The 18,601-nt window shown below is 43.9% G+C and carries 15 protein-coding genes; 3 read left to right on the top strand and 12 right to left on the bottom strand.

All coding sequences use genetic code 11. The features are described from left to right. Window positions 1-30: 30 nt before the first annotated feature. The 5 genes from FHS17_RS06025 to FHS17_RS06005 all read right to left on the bottom strand — a co-directional run bounded on the left by FHS17_RS06025 (window position 31) and on the right by FHS17_RS06005 (window position 6,240). Window positions 31-942: a carbohydrate ABC transporter permease gene (locus FHS17_RS06025; protein ID WP_167276632.1), complete on the bottom strand. Its 912-nt coding sequence runs from the start codon at window positions 940-942 to the stop codon at window positions 31-33. Continuing rightward, the gene (locus FHS17_RS06020) at window positions 939-1,670 is read right to left on the bottom strand and encodes an ABC transporter permease subunit (protein ID WP_243865219.1); all 732 of its coding nucleotides are present in this window, start codon (window positions 1,668-1,670) and stop codon (window positions 939-941) included. The genes FHS17_RS06025 and FHS17_RS06020 overlap by 4 nt, the downstream gene beginning before the upstream one ends. Window positions 1,671-2,140: 470 nt before the next feature. Beyond that, window positions 2,141-4,432 carry an S-layer homology domain-containing protein gene (locus FHS17_RS30825; RefSeq protein ID WP_462931736.1) on the bottom strand — a complete coding sequence of 764 codons (2,292 nt, stop codon included), beginning with the start codon at window positions 4,430-4,432 and terminating at the stop codon, window positions 2,141-2,143. Between the two features lie 86 nt (window positions 4,433-4,518). Next, window positions 4,519-4,938, bottom strand: a complete 420-nt coding sequence (locus tag FHS17_RS06010) for a family 43 glycosylhydrolase (RefSeq protein ID WP_167276626.1) — start codon at window positions 4,936-4,938, stop codon at window positions 4,519-4,521. A 531-nt stretch (window positions 4,939-5,469) separates the two neighbouring features. Continuing rightward, entirely contained in the window at window positions 5,470-6,240 is a 771-nt protein-coding gene (locus FHS17_RS06005; protein ID WP_167276623.1) for a DeoR/GlpR family DNA-binding transcription regulator, read from the bottom strand. Window positions 6,241-6,490: 250 nt separating this feature from the next. Here FHS17_RS06005 and FHS17_RS06000 point away from each other — a divergent pair, with 250 nt between their 5' ends. Together FHS17_RS06000 and FHS17_RS05995 are read left to right on the top strand one after the other, a co-directional pair. Next, window positions 6,491-7,444 (top strand): metallophosphoesterase family protein, encoded by a 954-nt coding sequence (locus FHS17_RS06000; protein WP_167276620.1) that lies wholly within the window; start codon window positions 6,491-6,493, stop codon window positions 7,442-7,444. A 15-nt stretch (window positions 7,445-7,459) separates the two neighbouring features. Then, complete coding sequence (locus tag FHS17_RS05995) at window positions 7,460-8,320, top strand: DMT family transporter (RefSeq protein ID WP_167276616.1); 861 nt, start codon at window positions 7,460-7,462, stop codon at window positions 8,318-8,320. Between the two features lie 85 nt (window positions 8,321-8,405). Here the strand turns inward: FHS17_RS05995 and FHS17_RS05990 are convergent, their stop codons facing one another. The 7 genes from FHS17_RS05990 to FHS17_RS05960 form a co-directional block, all read right to left on the bottom strand. Continuing rightward, window positions 8,406-8,840, bottom strand: coding sequence for a hypothetical protein (locus FHS17_RS05990; protein ID WP_167276612.1), 435 nt, complete (start codon window positions 8,838-8,840; stop codon window positions 8,406-8,408). A gap of 17 nt (window positions 8,841-8,857) precedes the next feature. Beyond that, a complete protein-coding gene (locus FHS17_RS05985; protein ID WP_341805781.1) occupies window positions 8,858-11,005 on the bottom strand; it encodes a CdiA C-terminal domain-containing protein in 2,148 nt (715 codons plus the stop codon). Between the two features lie 394 nt (window positions 11,006-11,399). Next, on the bottom strand, window positions 11,400-13,061 hold the full coding sequence (locus FHS17_RS05980; protein WP_167276604.1) for a GTP-binding protein: 1,662 nt from the start codon (window positions 13,059-13,061) through the stop codon (window positions 11,400-11,402). A 1-nt stretch (window position 13,062) separates the two neighbouring features. Then, on the bottom strand, window positions 13,063-13,986 hold the full coding sequence (gene cysD / locus FHS17_RS05975; protein ID WP_243865218.1) for a sulfate adenylyltransferase subunit CysD: 924 nt from the start codon (window positions 13,984-13,986) through the stop codon (window positions 13,063-13,065). A 217-nt stretch (window positions 13,987-14,203) separates the two neighbouring features. Continuing rightward, window positions 14,204-14,788 (bottom strand): RNA polymerase sporulation sigma factor SigK, encoded by a 585-nt coding sequence (gene sigK / locus FHS17_RS05970; RefSeq protein ID WP_167276601.1) that lies wholly within the window; start codon window positions 14,786-14,788, stop codon window positions 14,204-14,206. 114 nt (window positions 14,789-14,902) lie between these two features. Continuing rightward, complete coding sequence (locus FHS17_RS30430; RefSeq protein ID WP_243865217.1) at window positions 14,903-15,250, bottom strand: hypothetical protein; 348 nt, start codon at window positions 15,248-15,250, stop codon at window positions 14,903-14,905. Window positions 15,251-15,956: 706 nt separating this feature from the next. Then, window positions 15,957-16,835 carry an endonuclease domain-containing protein gene (locus tag FHS17_RS05960; RefSeq protein ID WP_167276598.1) on the bottom strand — a complete coding sequence of 293 codons (879 nt, stop codon included), beginning with the start codon at window positions 16,833-16,835 and terminating at the stop codon, window positions 15,957-15,959. Window positions 16,836-17,776: 941 nt separating this feature from the next. Here FHS17_RS05960 and FHS17_RS05955 point away from each other — a divergent pair. After that, window positions 17,777-18,547: an arylamine N-acetyltransferase family protein gene (locus FHS17_RS05955; protein ID WP_167276594.1), complete on the top strand. Its 771-nt coding sequence runs from the start codon at window positions 17,777-17,779 to the stop codon at window positions 18,545-18,547. Window positions 18,548-18,601: the final 54 nt, after the last annotated feature.

Raw genomic sequence — 18,601 nt, 5'->3', positions numbered from 1 at the left:
GAATCATTTCATGTATTATAATGGCGCAAGTTAACCTTTCACTGCACCGATCATAACTCCCTTTACGAAGAATCTTTGGAATATTGGATAAATCAGTAAAATTGGCGCCACAACAATAATGGTAACGGTCATGCGAATAGAAGTCGTGGTCTGCTTTGTGGCCAAGCTTGCCATGGCTGTTGAACCGGCATTTTGCAGGTTGACCATGGTAGATAAGGAGCTTGCCTGATTGATATAGTTAAAGAGAATAAACTGCAAGCTATAAAGCTTGCTGTCCGTAACCAGAAGCAGCGTGTCCTGAAAGGAATTCCACTGATCTACGGCCGAGAATATAGCAACGGTTGCTAGTATAGGCTTGCTTATAGGCAGCATGATTCTGAAAAAGAGAGTCATAATGCCGGCGCCGTCAATGCTTGCCGCCTGCTGCAATTCCTTTGGTGTCGATTCTACAAAGGTCTTTACAAGAATGATGAAAAAGGGAGCTACGATTGTAGGCAGGATATAAGCCAAAAAGTTATTGGTTAGATGCAAAGATCTCATCGTCAAATACCATGGAATAACCCCGGCATTAAAGAACATCGTAACGACCGTAAATCGATACCAGAATCTTCTCCCCCACATATCCTCCTGGGTAAACATAAAGCCCAGAAAAGCGGATGCGCCGACTGTCAAAGTTGTACCTATTAACGTTCTGCTTAGAGATATGACAGCAGCGTCCCATAATCCAGGTATTTTAAATACATCCAGATAGTTCTGGAAATGAATATGCTTAGGGAAAAATACAACATCGCCTCTAGCACTAATATCGTTCGCACTAATGGTGTTAATGATAATGGAATAAAAGGGATACACACATATAAGAGCAAACAGGGAAAACACCGTATAGATCAAGACAGAAATCATTTTGTCTGTGGTGCTAGTCTGTACTTTCACTTTACTCATACGATGCTCTCTCCTCTTAGCAATTTGGATAATTTGTTCACAGAAAAGAGAAGCACCACGCTAATCAAGCTCTTCAGCATACTGATTGCGACCGAAACGGAATAGCTGCCGCCGCCCATTGCCAGGTTGTATACATATAAGTCCAAAGCCTGTATCGTATCTTTGTTAAAAGCATTCTGAAACACGAAATATTGTTCCAGACCATTATTCAGGAAGCTCGCAATTTGCAGCATCAATAAAACAAAATACGTTGGCAGCATGCTTGGCAATACCACATACCAAATAATCTGCATTCGCGTCGCACCGTCAACATGGGCGGCTTCATAAAGAGAATCATCTATCCCCATAATTGCCGCAATATACAAAATGGCGGACCAGCCTAATGCTTTCCAAGTCGACCACATCCACATCGTAATCCAAACGTGGTCGGAGTTTTGAAGAAATAAAATCGGAGAATCGATAAATCCAAACATCTTCAGGAGGCCATTAATGATCCCTTCACTAGAGAACATGGAAAACGCCAAAGAATAAACCAATACCCAGCTGATAAAGTTTGGAAGGGTCGTTACCGTCTGTATAAACTTCCGGAATCGGACCGCTTTAATCTCTGTCAAGAATATGGCAAAGACCATGGGAAGCCAGGAGAAAAGTAGATTTAAGCCGCTCATGCCAAACGTGTTTTTTATAATTTGAAGAAGTTGATCTATTTTCACTTGGTTTTCGACCAAAGAACGAAACCACTTTAGACCTACAAAGGGCGACTGAGATAGAGGAATGGGAGGCGTATAGTCAAAGAATGCATATACCCATCCATAAAGAGGGTAGTAGGCAAAGATACCAAGTAAGATCATAAATGGCAGTATGTATAGAAATTTTATAAATGAAGTTCTACTCTTGTTGTAAGGAATTCGCATCGTTTTACACCACCTGATTATTTAAATTAATTTATAATTATTAATATTCAGAAATCAATGCTTAAGGCTCAAAATAATAGACGCTCCCCTCTGTGAAAAATGATTTAATACTCCTTCTATTCACATTTGGTAGCGCTTTCATTGTTCTTATTGAAGTTAGTATAGAATATCTAATTATTCAAAACAATGACCTATCCTCATTGATTATTGATCTATTCTTAGATGGTTTAAAAACAAAAAAACAATCCCCAGCTAATGTTTCCAGCTCGGGGATATAAGAAAAATTATTGTGTTAGGCCATACACATTCAGTATACGGTAAATCATAACGGCCGCTTCGGCTCTAGTTGCCGTACCTTGCGGATTAAGCCTCCCGTTCCCGCTTCCCGTTACAATACCTTCCTTCACTAACGCCGCTAGTGCTTCTGCTGCATAATCAGCAATCTTGTCCTTATCGGTGAAACCGCTCAGGTCAGCTGCATTACCATCCAACTGCTCATTATTCGTCATTTCAAGTACCCGTGCTACAAGCACCATCATATCTTGTCTGGAAATGGTAGCATTCGGGTGGAATGCATTGTCTCCAGACCCCAGCGCGATACCAAGCTGCTTGACTACACCTAATGCTTCATAATAATACGCATTAGCCGGTACATCGACAAAATTGTCTGTTACATCGGCTTTCAGCCCCATCGCTCTGACCAGCAGCGTTACGAATTCAGCTCTCGTCACACTGCGGCTTGGTTCAAATGTTGTACTAGATGTTCCATTAATGACACCTATTTTCGCCAAAGCGTTTATAGCTTCTTCCGCCCAAGAATAGCCTTTCAGATCGGAAAATACAGAAACTGTTGATGGCTCATCAGGATTCGACGGTTCTGTTGTAGTCGTACCTGGATTTCCATTATTGCTACTGTCACTATCCTTCGTTACGGTAATATTTCCTTCCACCTGCTTCTGCACACCGCCAGCTGTAACTGTCAACTTCAGCTTGCCAGAACCTGCAGATACACCCTTAATCGTAACGGCTGCTTGATTGTCAGCTCCAGCGATGCTGATCGCACCACTTGCTTCCCATTTGTAGACAGGGCTTGTTGCATTTGCCGGAGCGAGTGCAGCATTTACCGTTACTTGACCGTTCAACTTCATTGAGGCTGGAGCATCTGCAAGGCTGATGGATTCTATTGGAATTACTGGTGACGTTGGATTCTTTGAAGTAAACTTCCAATAATCGATTTGAAATAGATTGTCCTCTTCACCACTGAACATAAAGAAGATATTATGAACGCCTGTCACATTCGTGACTTCGGTCTTCAAGAGCTTCCATTGCTGTGCTCCACCAGTAGACTGGACATCCAGCGTGCCAATGACGTCGCCGATTGGACTGTCTACTCGAATTTCGATTTTGCCCCCACTGGTGGAAGCAACATTCGCTTCGAAGGTCGCTGCTCCATCTGTCCCAAAGTCAGCGTTTGCTACCGCTAGCCAGTCTCCCTTATTCACATTCGTAACATCCAGATTAATCTCTTCAACAGGGTTTCCTGGTGCCTCTGACTTCTCCGTAGCGATGCCTGCATTCCAGGCAATCGTTTCCGCTTCCGTTCTTGTATAAGGATTCAGATTAGCAAGCTGGGATACCCCTTTCATATCCGCTTTAATATCTTTGATATGACCATTCTCATAGAACTCCACTTTGTTGATATGCGTAGAACGGTATCCTTTCCCATCCCCAATCATCGCTTTGCTGACGGTTTGAGCATGGTAAGTGATGTACCATTCGTTATTAAATTCAAAGATGGAATGATGGTTATTGCCGCCTACTCCGAAAAATACACCCGGATTTTTTAGAATGGGTCCAACGTAAGTAAATGGCCCCATTGGATTGTCGCTTACCATATACGCGATTTCACCTGCAGGTGGCGTTCCTTCCGGATGTGTACCTGCAAAATTCGAGCAATAGGTATAATAATATTTGCCGTTAAATTTATGAATGCCGGAATCCTCGAACATGTAGGGTGCGTCGATCTTTTCTGCCGAGCCAACCGTGCTGACCATATCATCACCTAGCTTTATGACTCTGGCCGTGTTCGGATGGGCGATTTGTTCAGCTGAAGGATTTGGATCTCCTGGAATTCCTCCCCCGAAGTACAAGTAGCCAGCTCCATCATCATCTACCAATACTGCCGGATCAAACAGCCATACGACACCAGGTACGCCAGGCGTGTTGCCCGATACAAGCGGCTTGCCAAGCGGATCGGTCCATGGACCAATTGGGCTGTCTGCCGTGAGCACTCCTATGCCCCCTGCACCGTTTGCAAAATAAAGGAAAAACTTATCCACTCCGTTAATCTTCTTATGCGCAGCTGCAGGCGCCCAAGAGAAGGTTGCCCAGTTAGCAATGCCATTTGGTCCAGCTACTGGAATTGCGCCATGATCGGTCCAGTTAACCATATCATCGGAGGAAATGACGAATACTCGATTTAAATTGCTGAACGAATTGTCCTTTACATTTCCATTGCCGTCATACTCGAATTCATCACTAGACATATAGATGTAGACTCTACCGTCATACACCATAGCGAACGGATCAGCTCCAAGCTTATGGCTGATGAGCGGGTTCGAATAGCCGGGAATTTTCGCAAGTGCTTCGGTATCGAATAGCTTCAATCCGATGTTTGATAGATGTAAGTTTTACCTGTGTTGTATGAAGCAAACGCAATGTAATATTTGCCTTCATGATAACGAATGCTGCTTGCCCATGAGCCTTTACTGTAATCATTTTTTCCATTTCGAAGAGTTTGCTCATCTTCATCTGCTAGGATGTCATACACATAATTGACGATTTCCCAATGGACCAAATCATTAGATTTCATGATAGGAACACCAGGATTCATATGCATCGTTGTACTCGTCATGTAATAGGTATCACCTACTCGAATGACATCAGGATCCGGAACATCCGCCCATATTAACGGATTTTCAAAGGTCGTATCATCCTGCTGCGCAGCGAATACTTGTTGGCGTGGTACTATGAACACCAACAATGTAACCGCTAACAAAATTGCTAATGACTTCCTAATCATTTTGTTGCCTCCTCTTTTGGTTACATCTAACTTTGATTTGAACCTGTGCTCACCTTAAAGTAATTGTTATTTTTAATCGATGTTTTTTTTTACTTAAAAAGTATAGATTTTTTCGCATTTATTTAATGTCAAACCATATCGAGACTCAAAATAACATCAAACAAAAAATCAATGTTCATCTTTTTACATACAAAAGCATTTCTTTACCTTTTTAAGAAATTAATGTATTGACCGATCTAGATCTACAAGCAGACAATGAGCACCTTTTAAAATTGATTTAAAGCTACAACTTTTTGATTTCAACGAAATTTTACATCCAAGATAGGAGAGAAACAACCTGCTCAAGAATTGACAATATACCTCAGTAATTGTAGGTAGGTAGGTTTGTCCGTACATACCTCAGGTGGTTTTTATAGCGCAATACAAAAGACAACCCTCTTCCCATTGCCGAAGAGGATTGTCTTTTGCCATTCTTATCATTTTTATGAGCTACTTCTTCGCCTTATAAAACTCATGATACTACTTCAAATCCTACTCGCTAATTCGCACCTCGATACCAAGCGCTTCCATCGTATCTACCCATTCCTTGGAGCAACCTGCATCCGTGATCAGCATTGAAATCTCCTCCAGCCTCGATACTCTGGAAAACGTGGACATCCCAAATTTGGAGTGATCCGCAACCACAATAGACTCTTCCGCCCGCTGCATCATTTTCCGCGAGATGGTCGCTTCAGCTAAATGGTAGTCCGTAATGCCATCTACAAGTGAAATGCCGCCCACCGAAATAAACGCTTTGTTCACTTTAAATTGATCCAGTATCTGATCGGTCAGGGAGCCTGTTGTCGCTTGGTACTCTTGATTTACTTCCCCGCCTGCAAAAATAATTTTCCCACGAAACGTTTCCATTGCTAAATTAAGTACCGGGACCGAGTGCGTGATCAAGGTAATGTTCGTTCGATCCTTTAAATAAGGCAAAATCTCAATTGTCGTCGTTCCGGTATCCACCATAATCGTTTCACCGTCTTTAATTAAGGAAGCCGCCAGCTTACCAATGGACATTTTCTCTGTCTTCATCATCTGGGTCCGCTTCAGAAAAGGCGGCTCGACAAGCTCCATGCGCATTTTGACCGCGCCCCCGTACACCTTGCGAAGCTTGCCCTCCTTCTCCAGTCGATCCAAATCCCGCCGCACCGTTTCCGTTGAAACGCTGAGCAGCTCAGACAGGTGATGCACCTGCACTTTTCCTTCCATTTCCAAATGATTCAGAATCGTCATCCTGCGATCTTCAAATGTTAATGACATCAGGGGCCTCCTACTTGACTGATTTCATCCTATTAATGTTGTTTTGTGTTGTTTTCATCATTTTAGAAGCAGGGTTACAGGATGTCAACTCATCAGCTGATTCCTCTTGCAGCGGACATTATCAGAATTTCTGGTTGACAGTCTGATTTAGCGGCGCTACAATTTTCATAAAACAACATGAATACAACACAATTCAACATAATTAAAGAATAGTTACAACATCATTAAATACAAACATGGAGGGCTTATCTTGCCACATTCACTCGTCTTTCGCGAGAATCACACCTTTACGATTGCGCAATTCACGGATTTACATTGGAAAGATAACGGCGAGCTAGATCAGATGACACGCCGTCTCATGGAGGAAATCCTCGATGCTGAACAGCCGGATCTTGTGGTTTTCACGGGTGATGTAATCTATACCGGTGAGGTAGCCCCAGGTGATCTCATGTGCGAGGACCCATTAGGTGCATTGCGAGAAGCAGTCCACTCCGTAGAGACTCGCGGGATTCCATGGGCTATCGTGTTCGGCAATCATGACACGGAATCGTTCATTACGAGAGAAGAGCTCATCCATGCCGTTCTGGAATATCCCCATACGGTTACCCAGAGGGGCCCGGTAGAGATTAGCGGAGAAGGGAATTACCGGCTGTCCATTCAAAATGCTGCAGGGCAAAGCAAATTCAACCTTTACTTTTTTGATTCAGGTGCTTATTCACCCGTTTCCCTTATTGAAGGATATGATTGGGTTCGCAGCGATCAGATTGAATGGTACAAGAAAGAATCTCTGCAGATTCGAGATACTTCAACTGAACAGCCTTTGCCATCTCTCGCTTTCTTCCATATTCCCTTCCCAGAATATCAAGAGGTGTGGGACACCAAAACCTGTTATGGGCACTTTTATGAGGCTAGTGTCTCCAGCAGCCAAGTGAACTCAGGACTATTTGCAGCTATGCTTGAGATGGGCGATATCGTAGGAACCTTCGTTGGCCATGATCATATTAACGATTATTGGGGCGACCTGCATGGGATTCGTCTATGTTACGGCAGAGCCAGCGGCTATAACACATATGGAAAAGAGGGTTTTCAACGAGGCGCAAGAATGATCCGACTCCGAGAAGACGAGCGTAGCTTCGAGACGTGGCTGCGACTTGCTGACGGCACAGTCATTACCGAGCAGCCTGAACACATCCCTGGTACTTAACTTGGAGGTAATGGTTTGATCATCGTCGCTACGCTGCTAGTCATCGCTTCTGGCTTAGCACATGCCATTTGGAGTTTATTCACAAAAAGCAGTCATAACAAAAGCGTCTTCTTATGGTCCATCCTTATGGTAACCACCATCGTTCTTCTTCCATATTTAATAAGAGAATTATGGCTTCATCCTTTATCCTTATCGTCCTACAGCCTTCTGCTGTTATCTGCATGCTTGCAGGCCGTTTATTCTCTCTTGTTAGCACGTACCTACAACATGGGTGATTTGTCGCAAATCTATCCCATTATGAGAGGTACCAGTACTTTATTCGTTCCCATTATTGGTGTCCTGTTCCTTCGTGAATCCTTATCGGTATATGGATGGATTGGACTGCTTTGTATGGTCATTGGTTTCGTTTCACTCAGCGGCATTTTCACCAGAGTAAGATCACGTTCAGCTTCCATAGGGTCCGTTAAACCTTTCTTTATGGCGCTTTGTGTTGGCTTATGCACAACCTGCTATGTCTTCGTAGATAAGCTCAACCTTGAACATATTTCAGCGATCTCTTTACTTGAGGTGACTAATATCGGTTTCGTCGCGGCATTGACACCAACCGTTATAGCCTCCAAACAACTACGTATGGAATGGAAATTAAACAGTAGGATCATTTTACTCGGAGCAATTCTCAATCCAGGATCGTATTTATTGTTCCTATTCGCAATGAAGTACGCACCCGTTGCCCATATCTCCCCAATGCGTGAAATTGGAACCGTATTTGCCACGTTTCTAGGTATTGTCGTCCTTAAAGAGAAGCAGGGCACTTTACGGATATTGTGCTCGGTTGTCATTTTAATAGGAATTCTCACGATTAGTTTTTGGGGCTAGAAGTTATCTTGTTCAAACAAAAAAAACCCTTGATACCCAAGGGTTTTTAACTTTTGTATGGAGTCAAGGTGAATTAATAGTTCACTCAAGCAATATCTCCTATTTGATATTCAATACCTAATTCATGAAAAGGAAACCCTTTTGCTCCACTCAATTTCTTTTCATCTACAGTTACAACATGATCTTTTCGCAATAGGATCGGTTTATCATTCAACTCGAGAATACAATCCCCATCCCTAGAGCGAAGCAATTCACCAATAAAAGCCATTAACTCTTGTGCCCAATTCGTATAGGAAACAATAACGTCAATATAAACATTAAATTTCAATTCAATACGATGATCTTCACTGGCAAACCTCACACCATGCCCACCTTCTTTTATGGAAAGCGTAAATCCATCACAAGATACTGTGAGATTATCATCCGTGTCAACAATCTCGCCGCCTTGCAGCAGTCTTATAATCGTTTTCTTAAATTCACTAAATTCAGAGCTGCCTCCAAAGTAAAAAGAACAAAACATACTTTCCACCCCTATGACTATGGTTTCAATCTCATAATTTGTCCGTCTTTAATAATCATTAACTCGTCTAACGTTGGAATCTCATAATTATTAAATTGTGAATACAACTCATCCATTGAGCCTTCGTACGAATCTAAGTTCAATACAATTCGACTTGCCTGTTGCTCAGTCTTATTCACAACCGTTTGCCATATATTTCTCACTTTAGGTGTCGCTGGAGAATAGCAGTCAAAGGCCTTTCCGTCTATTAGAAAATCGGGATTCGATGTTGGTTTAATACCGTAACCATTTCCTCCCTTTGTAGCCGGCAGCATTTCAATATCGTAACCTTTGTTTGCCAATAAATCTGCCGCATTATTTTGCAGAGTTATTGGAATCGGTTCATTAGGATCAGGGGTTTCATACCTGCCCCTAGGACTTCCGCCTTCAGGAAGTGTTGGTTCCGTTGTACCCGTCCCCTCATCGACATGGTCCTTATTTGGCGTATCTTCATCCGGCTTCTGCGGCTCATCCGGATGATTGTCGGGACCATTCCCATCGTGCTTGGGAGGTTTACCCGGCACATCAACATCCGGCTTCCGTGAGCCTAGCTTGTCGAGGAGCTTACGGGTGTAACGTCGCCCTTTCTTCCCCAGCCATCCGAGTGCTCGGCCGAATGGGATTCGGCTTAATATAACACCGATAGCCACTGAGATCGCATTTTCAGGCGTCAACAGCTTTTTGGGATCGCGGATATAGCCAGCAATCTCATGGCCGCTGCCGGCGATTCCCGACGCAGTTAACGCAATGCCAACAGCCGGCCAAAACTCGACAAACAGCAAAGCTAGTGCAAGTGCTCCTAATAGAATCGCACCTTGCTCGTACCATGCCAGCCGATCCCACCAATTTTGCAAGGAATCGAACATACAGGCGAAGCAAGCCGTTTCATCGCCACCCGAGTAGTAGGCATCCATACCTGCGAACAGAGATACAACAAGCACAACTACAGCAAGTCCAGTAAGCACCTGATAATAAGCCTTCATCCTCTCCCGGACATGCTCCTGTCTGCCGGCGGCTTCCTCATTACCATAAAGCAAATGAAATCCAAGCTCCCGCCGTCCCCTGTAGAAGCCAAGCCAATAACCGAATTTCCCTCGACCCAGGAAAAGGGCGGATATCATGTTCCAAAGCTCAGAGAACGGATTGAGTAACGGCTCGTTCGGCAGCCTCGGAAGGTGTTGACGCACTTTATTCAATGACCAGTAATCTAGAATGAGTGAAGCGGCTAGCATCAGCAGAAATGTCGACTGCGTTTTATAACCATTGCCGGTCCAGTCACTAACCTGAAAAACCCAATCTGGCAGCTTGTATTGGCCGTTATAAGCCGCGTGATCCAGGATCGCCCAAAGCAAAATGATAACCGGGAATAGAAAAACCCAATTTGTCAGTTTTGACCGCAGCCGATAGGCCATTCCGCACGCAAGTGCGATCATAGCGGTATGTACGGGATGACTGACGCTCATTTGAGACGGAAACAGACTCTCTTCGAAACGTCCGGGAAACAGGGAGAAAAAGTCCCAATGAATCGTTTCGCCGCCTAACATCGTAAAGCTATAGCCAAACTTATCAGCAAGAACGCCGGTATTCAGCCACCTACGAGAAAGCTCCTCCATCAGTTGAAAACCAACGCCGGTCGCGGCACCGATGAGCGTGTAGTCACTTAAACTTAAGGCGGAAGCTCGACGCGCGAACAACAGGAAGAAGAAAAGCGGGAGAAGCTTCCACAATTCTTCGAATAATGGCGTGATAAAGGCCATGGACCAAGTGTCTGACGTATTTCCGCCGAAAAGCGCGTGGAGAGTATTGACCGTAAGCGTTGTGAACGGTACGACAATAAATATGCCAGCCAGGACGAACCAAACGCTTTGCTTCCACGGCAAGGTTTTGCTTCGGCACAGAAACCAAAATTGCAGCAGCACATAAAACGACCATAAATATTGAACCAACATGGTACGCGTTTCTTCAACGAAGAACAAGCTTATAACTAACAAGCTTAACGACAACCAAGAATAAATCATATACGCCTTTTTAAAAAACGGATATTTCAACATCCAAGCTCTACAAATTCCATATATGTTCTCAAAGAAATCCCGAATTCCTGTTCGAATGGCCCAGAACGTATTCACTACGGCCGCCTCCCTTGAAGGCCGACCTCGTGCGTGCAGGACGTCTCCCATAACGACGGTCCGGCCATGACTAAAAAAATGCATTCATGTAGGTCACCGATCGGTCAGAGCAGAAGTTTACAACGTTGCCACCCTACAACAACATGTAACTAACTTATTCCTTGCGCAATACCATTATCATAGATACTTTTGTAAAATGTGGCAAAAGCCTTTGGTCTCAATTGTAGCGATGTTATGTAAAAACGAGAATCCAGAGGTTGGATAAAGTCATCGTCCATTCTTTGCTAAGTTAGTAAGGAATGGGATTATATCTTTGAAATAAAAAAAGAGCACTGCGTTAACAGTGCTCTAAGAGTGTCGATATAGTCCTTAGGACTTTTCGGCGCTTTTATTTTTATATGGTATAACTATCTGGAATGAGAGCCTTCACAACACGCTTTACGATATCTTTTGCCGCTTCCTCGATCGAAGAGCTGTTGATAGCAGCCTCGATTGGCAAAAAGGCTTGACCAATGATTTCTTGCGCAATGGCCTGGTCGTTGTCGTTCGTAGAACCGGCCGGTACCAGTACAATAAGTCCCGCATCGTTTAGCAATGTGGCATAAGCCGCGAGTTGCCGCACAGATTCACCTGAGTTGTTATCGATCAGCATCGTATGATAGCCTCTCGCTACCAACTTTTTCTCGACTTCTTTCGCAATAGCCGTATTGCCCACAACGGAACCAGTAAGCCAAATCGTTAATGGCTGCTGCCCTTTTTGCTGGGCACGAACATCTCTGGTGATTTCCGTATCCATTCGGTCAACACTGTAAGAGCTTTGAAGAGCTTCATCAATGACGCCGCAAGCTGATGTCATATTAGTTACACGATCGATGAGAATAAATCCACCGATGCTTTTATTTTTTTCAAACTTATCAAACACAATACCATCCGATAATGAAATTTCACATTTAGCCAATTCATTCTTAACCACATGATCGGCTGTAACCGTATTGCCTGTATTCACATCAATTTTGTAATTAATTGCCGTCACAGTACCAGGAAGAATCTTCGTACCTACTTTCACCAGAACATCTTTGCCCGGCGTCAGGACAGAATCATCCATCCATAGAATCGTGGCGCTAAAGCTGTCGGCTTCTTGAAGCTGATTGTCCTTCGTAAACACACAACCGCGTGAAACGTCGACTTCACGATCTAATTGAATAGTGACAGGTTGTCCCGCATGAGCTGAATTCCTGTCTTGATCTGTGACTAAGATTCGTTTAACCTTCGCCTTCTCATGGCTAGGCAGAGTTATCAGTTCATCGCCAACTGCGATGCTGCCGGCTTCAATCTGGCCTTGGAATCCGCGGAAGGTATGGTCCGGTCGGCATACCCGCTGAATGGGCATCATGAATGGCTTCACTTCATCGCTTGCATGAACATCAACACTCTCCAAATACGGCAGCAAAGCAAGCCCCTTGTACCAAGGCGTATTAGGCGATTTCTTCGTAATGTTATCCCCTTCTGTTGCAGAAACAGGGATTACCTGAATGCTCTCAAACCGGAATTCAGTGGTAATGCGAGAGAATTCCTCTTTAATTTCATCAAATTTATCCGAATCAAAATCCACCAAATCCATTTTGTTTACTGCCAAAACCAGATGCTTAATCCCCATAAGGGCGCAAATTCGGGTATGACGCTTCGTTTGAGTAATAATCCCTTTGGTAGCGTCCACCAGAATAACGGCAAGATCAGCAAAGGATGCGCCTACGGCCATGTTGCGTGTATATTCTTCATGCCCTGGCGTATCCGCTACAATGAACGAACGGTTATCCGTCGTAAAATACCGATATGCCACGTCAATCGTAATCCCCTGCTCACGTTCCGCCATCAGCCCGTCAAGAAGCAAGGAGTAGTCAATTTTGCCGCCACGGCTGCCCAGCCTGCTGTCCAGCTCGAGCGCTCTCTCCTGGTCGGCGAACAAGAGCTTAGCCTCATAAAGCATATGTCCAATCAAGGTGGATTTTCCGTCATCCACACTTCCACAAGTAATAAACTTAAGCAGACTCTTCATCTTAGAAATAGCCCTCCCGTTTGCGTCTTTCCATACTTCCTGCTTCTTCCTGGTCGATTACCCTTGTTGTCCGTTCGGAGGATACCGCACCAAGCGTTTCTTCAATGATAGCATCCAGCGTATCCGCCTCTGACGGGGCACCGCCAGTCAGCGGATAGCAGCCTAATGTGCGGAACCGCATCTTTGCCATTTCAATCTTCTCACCTGGCTCGAGCTTCATACGCTCATCATCTATCATAATCATCTGCCCATCACGGTTGACGACAGGCCGTTCTTTCGCAAAGTAGAGGGGCACAATATCAATGTTCTCTCTGCGAATGTATTGCCAGATATCTTTCTCCGTCCAGTTGGAAATCGGGAATACGCGCATGCTTTCACCCTTATTAATTCTGGTGTTGAAAAGCTTCCACATTTCCGGCCGCTGATTTTTCGGATCCCAGGCATGATTCTTATTACGGAACGAGAAAATCCGCTCCTTCGCACGTGATTTTTCCTCATCACGTCTTCCGCCGCCAAAAGCAGCTGTAAATCCATATTTGTCCAAGCCTTGCTTCAGGGCTTGGGTTTTCATAATATCCGTATATGCGGAACCATGATCAAATGGGTTGATCCCTTGCTCGATCCCTTCCTGATTGGAGTGAACAAGCATTTTGATTCCGAATTCTTTCGCCTTGCGGTCGCGGAATTCAATCATCTCTTTGAACTTCCACGTTGTATCGATATGCAGGAAAGGAAACGGCGGCTTCTCTGGATAAAATGCTTTCAGCGCCAAATGCAGCATCACAGAGCTATCCTTACCGATCGAGTACAACATCACGGGATTTTCACATTCCGCCGCTACTTCTCGAATAATATAAATCGCTTCAGCCTCGAGTTGATCCAGATGTGTTGTTGCATCTATGGAATCAAGCATCAAATTGTCCATGAAAAAGTGCCTCCCTTTAATCCTTACTAAATCTATAGACTATATTCTATATGGTATCAGATTTTCACTTTTATGCAAAGTGGAATAAAGTATTTTCTTTTATTTTTTTGAGCCATTGACTGGTTCAAATCGGCATCTGAAGCTCAAAAACAAGCAAAAAAAGGACGGATCGAGTGAGATCATCTCGATGGCGTCCTTTTGCTTCAGTATCATAAGGTCACTTCTTCGCCTTATAAAACTCATGATAAAGCTTCATCAACGCCCTTTTCTCAATCCGCGAAACATAACTCCGGCTGATACCAAGCTCCTTCGCAATCTCCCTCTGCGTCCGCTCATCCCCACCATGATCCAGGCCAAACCTGCCGCGGATCACTTCCTGCTCCCGCTCATCGAGTATATCGAGGTTGCGGTAGATCTTGCTCTTCTCGATCTTCAGCTGCACCCGGTCAACAACGTCGTCGGCTTCAGTGCCGAGAATATCGATCAAGGTAATTTCATTACCTTCTTTGTCCGTACCAATAGGGTCATGCAAAGAAACGTCTTTCCTAGTCTTCTTCAAAGAGCGCAAATGCATAAGTATTTCATTCTCAATACAGCGAGCGGCAAAAGTAGCCAATTTTGTTCCTTTTCCTGTTTGAAAGCTTTCGATCGCTTTAATCAAACCAATCGTTCCGATGGAGATCAGATCCTCTAAATCCTCACCTGTGTTATCGAATTTTTTGACAATGTGAACACGATCCGATGTAATTTCTAGTCTATAACTATAAATTAAATCTATGCGAGGACGCCCAACTGGGTTCATCTCATGGCAAATTTCTTTTCGAGTAAAACTTTAATCCTAACCTGTGGTACCACGATCCGATGTAATTACAAATAAAAATTAACCGATTAGCTGTCTGCAGACAGTAGTAATCGGCTAATTAAGATCATTATTTCTAGTCTTTAAGTGAGAATCAATATTCTGTACCCACTCAGGTAACAATTTCTCATAATTTTTTATGGTTTCCCGATCAGCTTCCAGCATAATCTCGCCTTCGGTGCTGCTATTATCTATAACAATCAAATGATCAATGAGGTTCAGGTGTTTAAGTAAATTTTTCAATGAGGTATGATGACGCCTTAAAAATATCAGCTGATTCAATATGATGACCGCATTTCGAACCCGAGCTGCAACACGTTCAATGTTAAGACGAACATCACCTAGTCCTACATAAAACATAATGACTTCGAAGCCATTTCGCTCCACGCATTTGGCGAATGACATTGCCACCTGACAAGTGTAGTCTCAACTGTAAAATCTCGCCGATGTAATATGCATTCTCTTACAAGTTTAATTGCGTCTTTCCCCGCTGATACTTTACTACGCTCGGGATTTTCACTATCAATACCTCGAGTTAAGGCATCAGGGTCTATATTTACACTTACACCAAGTCGATCGATAATAAGATTACGGATTGTACTTTTTTCCGCTGCCGTTATTCCGGCGAACACAAACATAGTTGCCATCGGTTCATTCATGATTATTGGCCTGTTTATTCATACACTCGATTCATTATGGCTCACCATCCAGTCCTAATCTTATATCGGGAGTTTAAAATATCTAATTTGTATTATTCGAGAAGTTGTTAACCAAGTACTGATGCAATCGCTCCGCCAACGTAGATTTCCCCGTGCCGCACAACCCTTCGACCAAAATCAATTTGCAATCCTTCTGCATGCGATTCCCCCAAAACACCAATAAACTTTTAAATTCATATATTTGACATCGACTTACGCAATACTGTTCATTAACGTAAAAAAGCTGCCGATTAGTGCCGGCAACTTCTTCCTGCTATTTCTTCGCCTATCGTTCCCAGTTAGTTCAATCCTGTTGTGTTTTGCCAGCTTGAATTTCTAGCGCCTACCGCCTTGAGGACAATTCGAAATCGGATCTCTTTACTGGAGGCAATAATCATTTGTTTCTATTTTGATTATCCGTTTTTTAATGCTTTGAATAGATAGGGTGTGTTAGGAAGCACGAAGAAGGTTACTTGATTCATACGATTTGGAACAATAAATCCTTGTTTGATAAAATCTTGGATATCGATTAAGTTGCCACGATAAGTACAGATCCCGTCTTTATTGCTATTTTTGATGAATTTCATCAACAGTCTTTTTTGTGGTTGGGCTAATTTTTTCATTTCTAGTAATACGGATTGTTCACCATTCGGGATTTGCTGCTCTATACTTCGAGGTTTAACCTGGTCATTTGTAATAGATGTGTTTTTGTATGCTGCCTCATAATTTGGATAGTTATTTTCAGGAAACTTCGGTGGTAGAGTTATGAGGTTTCCAGTACTGCGTGAAACCGCATGTGTTTCCATCCAATTTCGTTGTCTTTTACGCTCAGCATCCTCGGCTCTCCATATTTGTACACGTTTATTGGAATATGGACTTTCCGAATATCTTTCTCGATTTCTTAAGATAAGCTCGCGCTTTTCCTTTGCTATTTTTTCGACTCTTGATTTGTCATGGCAAAGGGCAGCATCAAGCGCGTGGAGCTCTTTTTTTATCTTTTCGATGCACTTTTGTACATCTCGATATATTTCAAATTGTTCGAATCGGAGAACGGATTGAATTCCGTTTTGGATCGTCCACAGATCGCGAAGACTGTCTTTTATTTGTTGGTGTTCTGAATTATGAAAGGGACCATCACATTCTACAACAATTTTATAGGTTTCCCCATAAACAACAATATCAAAAATAAAATAACTGACTTCGGTTTTTGTATAGACCTGTTCATAGAAAAGAAGGTTATTTTTTAATAAAGCATCGCCCATAACTCGTTCTAACGCCGTAAAATTTCCCATTGAGATTCACCCATATCATAACATCAATAAGAATTAGCTAATCCCTTCCTCTCAATCTCTTCCACTGTATACTTCTTTAACTAACCTGCACGTTTAATGCCGCAGCCCAATACCTATTTATAAGATCTTGGGCCGCTAACGCTGCTATAATATTGGAGTCAGTCTATTACTTTTTTCACCGGAGACTTAATGTTGTAAACGACCCTTTCTGACCGAATGAGATGATCGGATATTGTCAACTCGTATCCAAACGTCTCAAGGAAATTAACCAGGGACTTGACATGATTTTTATAGCTTGACCCGATCCGCAATAGCCATTACGATGTTTCGGCCTGCAGCTTTACGTGTACGTGCTTCGACACGACTTCGACTTCACGTCGATCCCAAATGAGTTCAACTACGCCTCGTCAATAGTTTTGATCTGATCAGCGAGCCAGTTATGAGAGAACTTGATGAACTCCGTACTAAGAGAAATGTAATGGACCGATTAAATGGTGCTGGGGTAGTACAATTGATTATGTCTTTCATTGCTTTTATGATCAACCTCGCGAAAGCAGCTATACTCTGCTAATCCAGGAGAAGCTGAAATATTCTGCCCGTTAACGTAACAAAGCTGCTTGTCCCACTTCATGCATATTCATGCCATAACCAGCGCAGGATAATCTACGAAGTTCACCATCCACCCAGCGCTCTCTATATCCGCTACTGCCACAATCCTCACAGCCGTACCTTCGACAGCAAAAATCCCATTCCCATCTCTGTTCGTCACCAAGCGAACAGTTTAAATACATCACCGCGGAATTAAGCAGCCAAGAGATGACCTTCTACATCAAGGTCATCTTTTTTAATTCCACCGGCTCGTTCGACAACAACTGTCACCCCTCATGACAAGCTTGAGTTAAACTAGATCTAAACTAGTCTTAAGGGAGGAGAACGGAAATATGGACGTGAAAAGCAAGGTTCAGCTCTATTTAGATCGAATCGGCTATGACAGACCGCTGGACAGAAGCGCTCAAGCGCTCGCAGATCTGCAGGACTGTCATCTTCACGCCGTGCCTTATGAGAATTTGGACATTGTGCGCGGCGTGCCGATCTCGCTTGAGATCGATCACCTATTCGATAAAATTGTCGTCAGGCGGCGCGGAGGTTATTGCTTCGAGTTGAACGCGCTGTTCGGATGGCTGCTGCGCGAGCTGGGATACCCTGTAACCGATCTGTTCGCCCGCTTTTGGCGCGACGAGCCGTCCCCTCCTCCGAAACGCCGCCATCAAGTGCTGAAGGTTGAAGCCGGGGACCAAACCTATTTATGTGACGTTGGCGTCGGCGGCATCGTTCCCCGTCGGCCAGTCGCCATGGTCGAGGGGCTTCCGCACCGGCAGGGCGATGAAACTTACCGATTGGACAAAGACCCTTACTACGGCTGGATGCTGTGCGAACTGAAGCATGGAGATTGGTGCCGGCTCTATTCATTCACGGAGGAGCCGCAGCTGTCGAAGGATTACATCATGGCCAGCTATTGGTGCGAGCATGCGCCGGACTCAATCTTTACGAAGGCAGAGATGGTAGCCATCCGCACCCGGGAGGGCCGGAACACGGTGGCCGGGAAGGAATTCCGTCTGTTTGCCCAAGATGGGGTCAACGTGTTCACGCCCCAATCGGACGAAGCATACAAGGAAGCGTTACGCCAGCACTTTGGGATCAAGCTGGACTAGTCGTTTAAATACAAGAACTGCCTGTCGTCATTATTCGAATGATAACAGGCAGTT

It is taken from the genome of Paenibacillus lupini (assembly GCF_011761355.1).
GTDB lineage: Bacteria > Bacillota > Bacilli > Paenibacillales > Paenibacillaceae > Pristimantibacillus > Pristimantibacillus lupini.
This window is presented reverse-complemented; position numbering and strand designations above follow the sequence as displayed.

Coding starts and splice junctions, on each gene's coding strand:
- FHS17_RS30430 (WP_243865217.1), bottom strand. CDS start 15,250: ATGTCATTCGCCAAATGCGTGGAGCGAAATGGCTTCGAAGTCATTATG.
- FHS17_RS05990 (WP_167276612.1), bottom strand. CDS start 8,840: ATGTTTTGTTCTTTTTACTTTGGAGGCAGCTCTGAATTTAGTGAATTT.
- FHS17_RS06010 (WP_167276626.1), bottom strand. CDS start 4,938: ATGATTAGGAAGTCATTAGCAATTTTGTTAGCGGTTACATTGTTGGTG.
- cysD (WP_243865218.1), bottom strand. CDS start 13,986: ATGGACAATTTGATGCTTGATTCCATAGATGCAACAACACATCTGGAT.
- FHS17_RS06005 (WP_167276623.1), bottom strand. CDS start 6,240: ATGTCATTAACATTTGAAGATCGCAGGATGACGATTCTGAATCATTTG.
- sigK (WP_167276601.1), bottom strand. CDS start 14,788: ATGAACCCAGTTGGGCGTCCTCGCATAGATTTAATTTATAGTTATAGA.
- FHS17_RS05960 (WP_167276598.1), bottom strand. CDS start 16,835: ATGGGAAATTTTACGGCGTTAGAACGAGTTATGGGCGATGCTTTATTA.
- FHS17_RS30825 (WP_462931736.1), bottom strand. CDS start 4,432: ATGGTGTATGACGGTAGAGTCTACATCTATATGTCTAGTGATGAATTC.
- FHS17_RS05955 (WP_167276594.1), top strand. CDS start 17,777: ATGGACGTGAAAAGCAAGGTTCAGCTCTATTTAGATCGAATCGGCTAT.
- FHS17_RS05980 (WP_167276604.1), bottom strand. CDS start 13,061: ATGAAGAGTCTGCTTAAGTTTATTACTTGTGGAAGTGTGGATGACGGA.
- FHS17_RS06025 (WP_167276632.1), bottom strand. CDS start 942: ATGAGTAAAGTGAAAGTACAGACTAGCACCACAGACAAAATGATTTCT.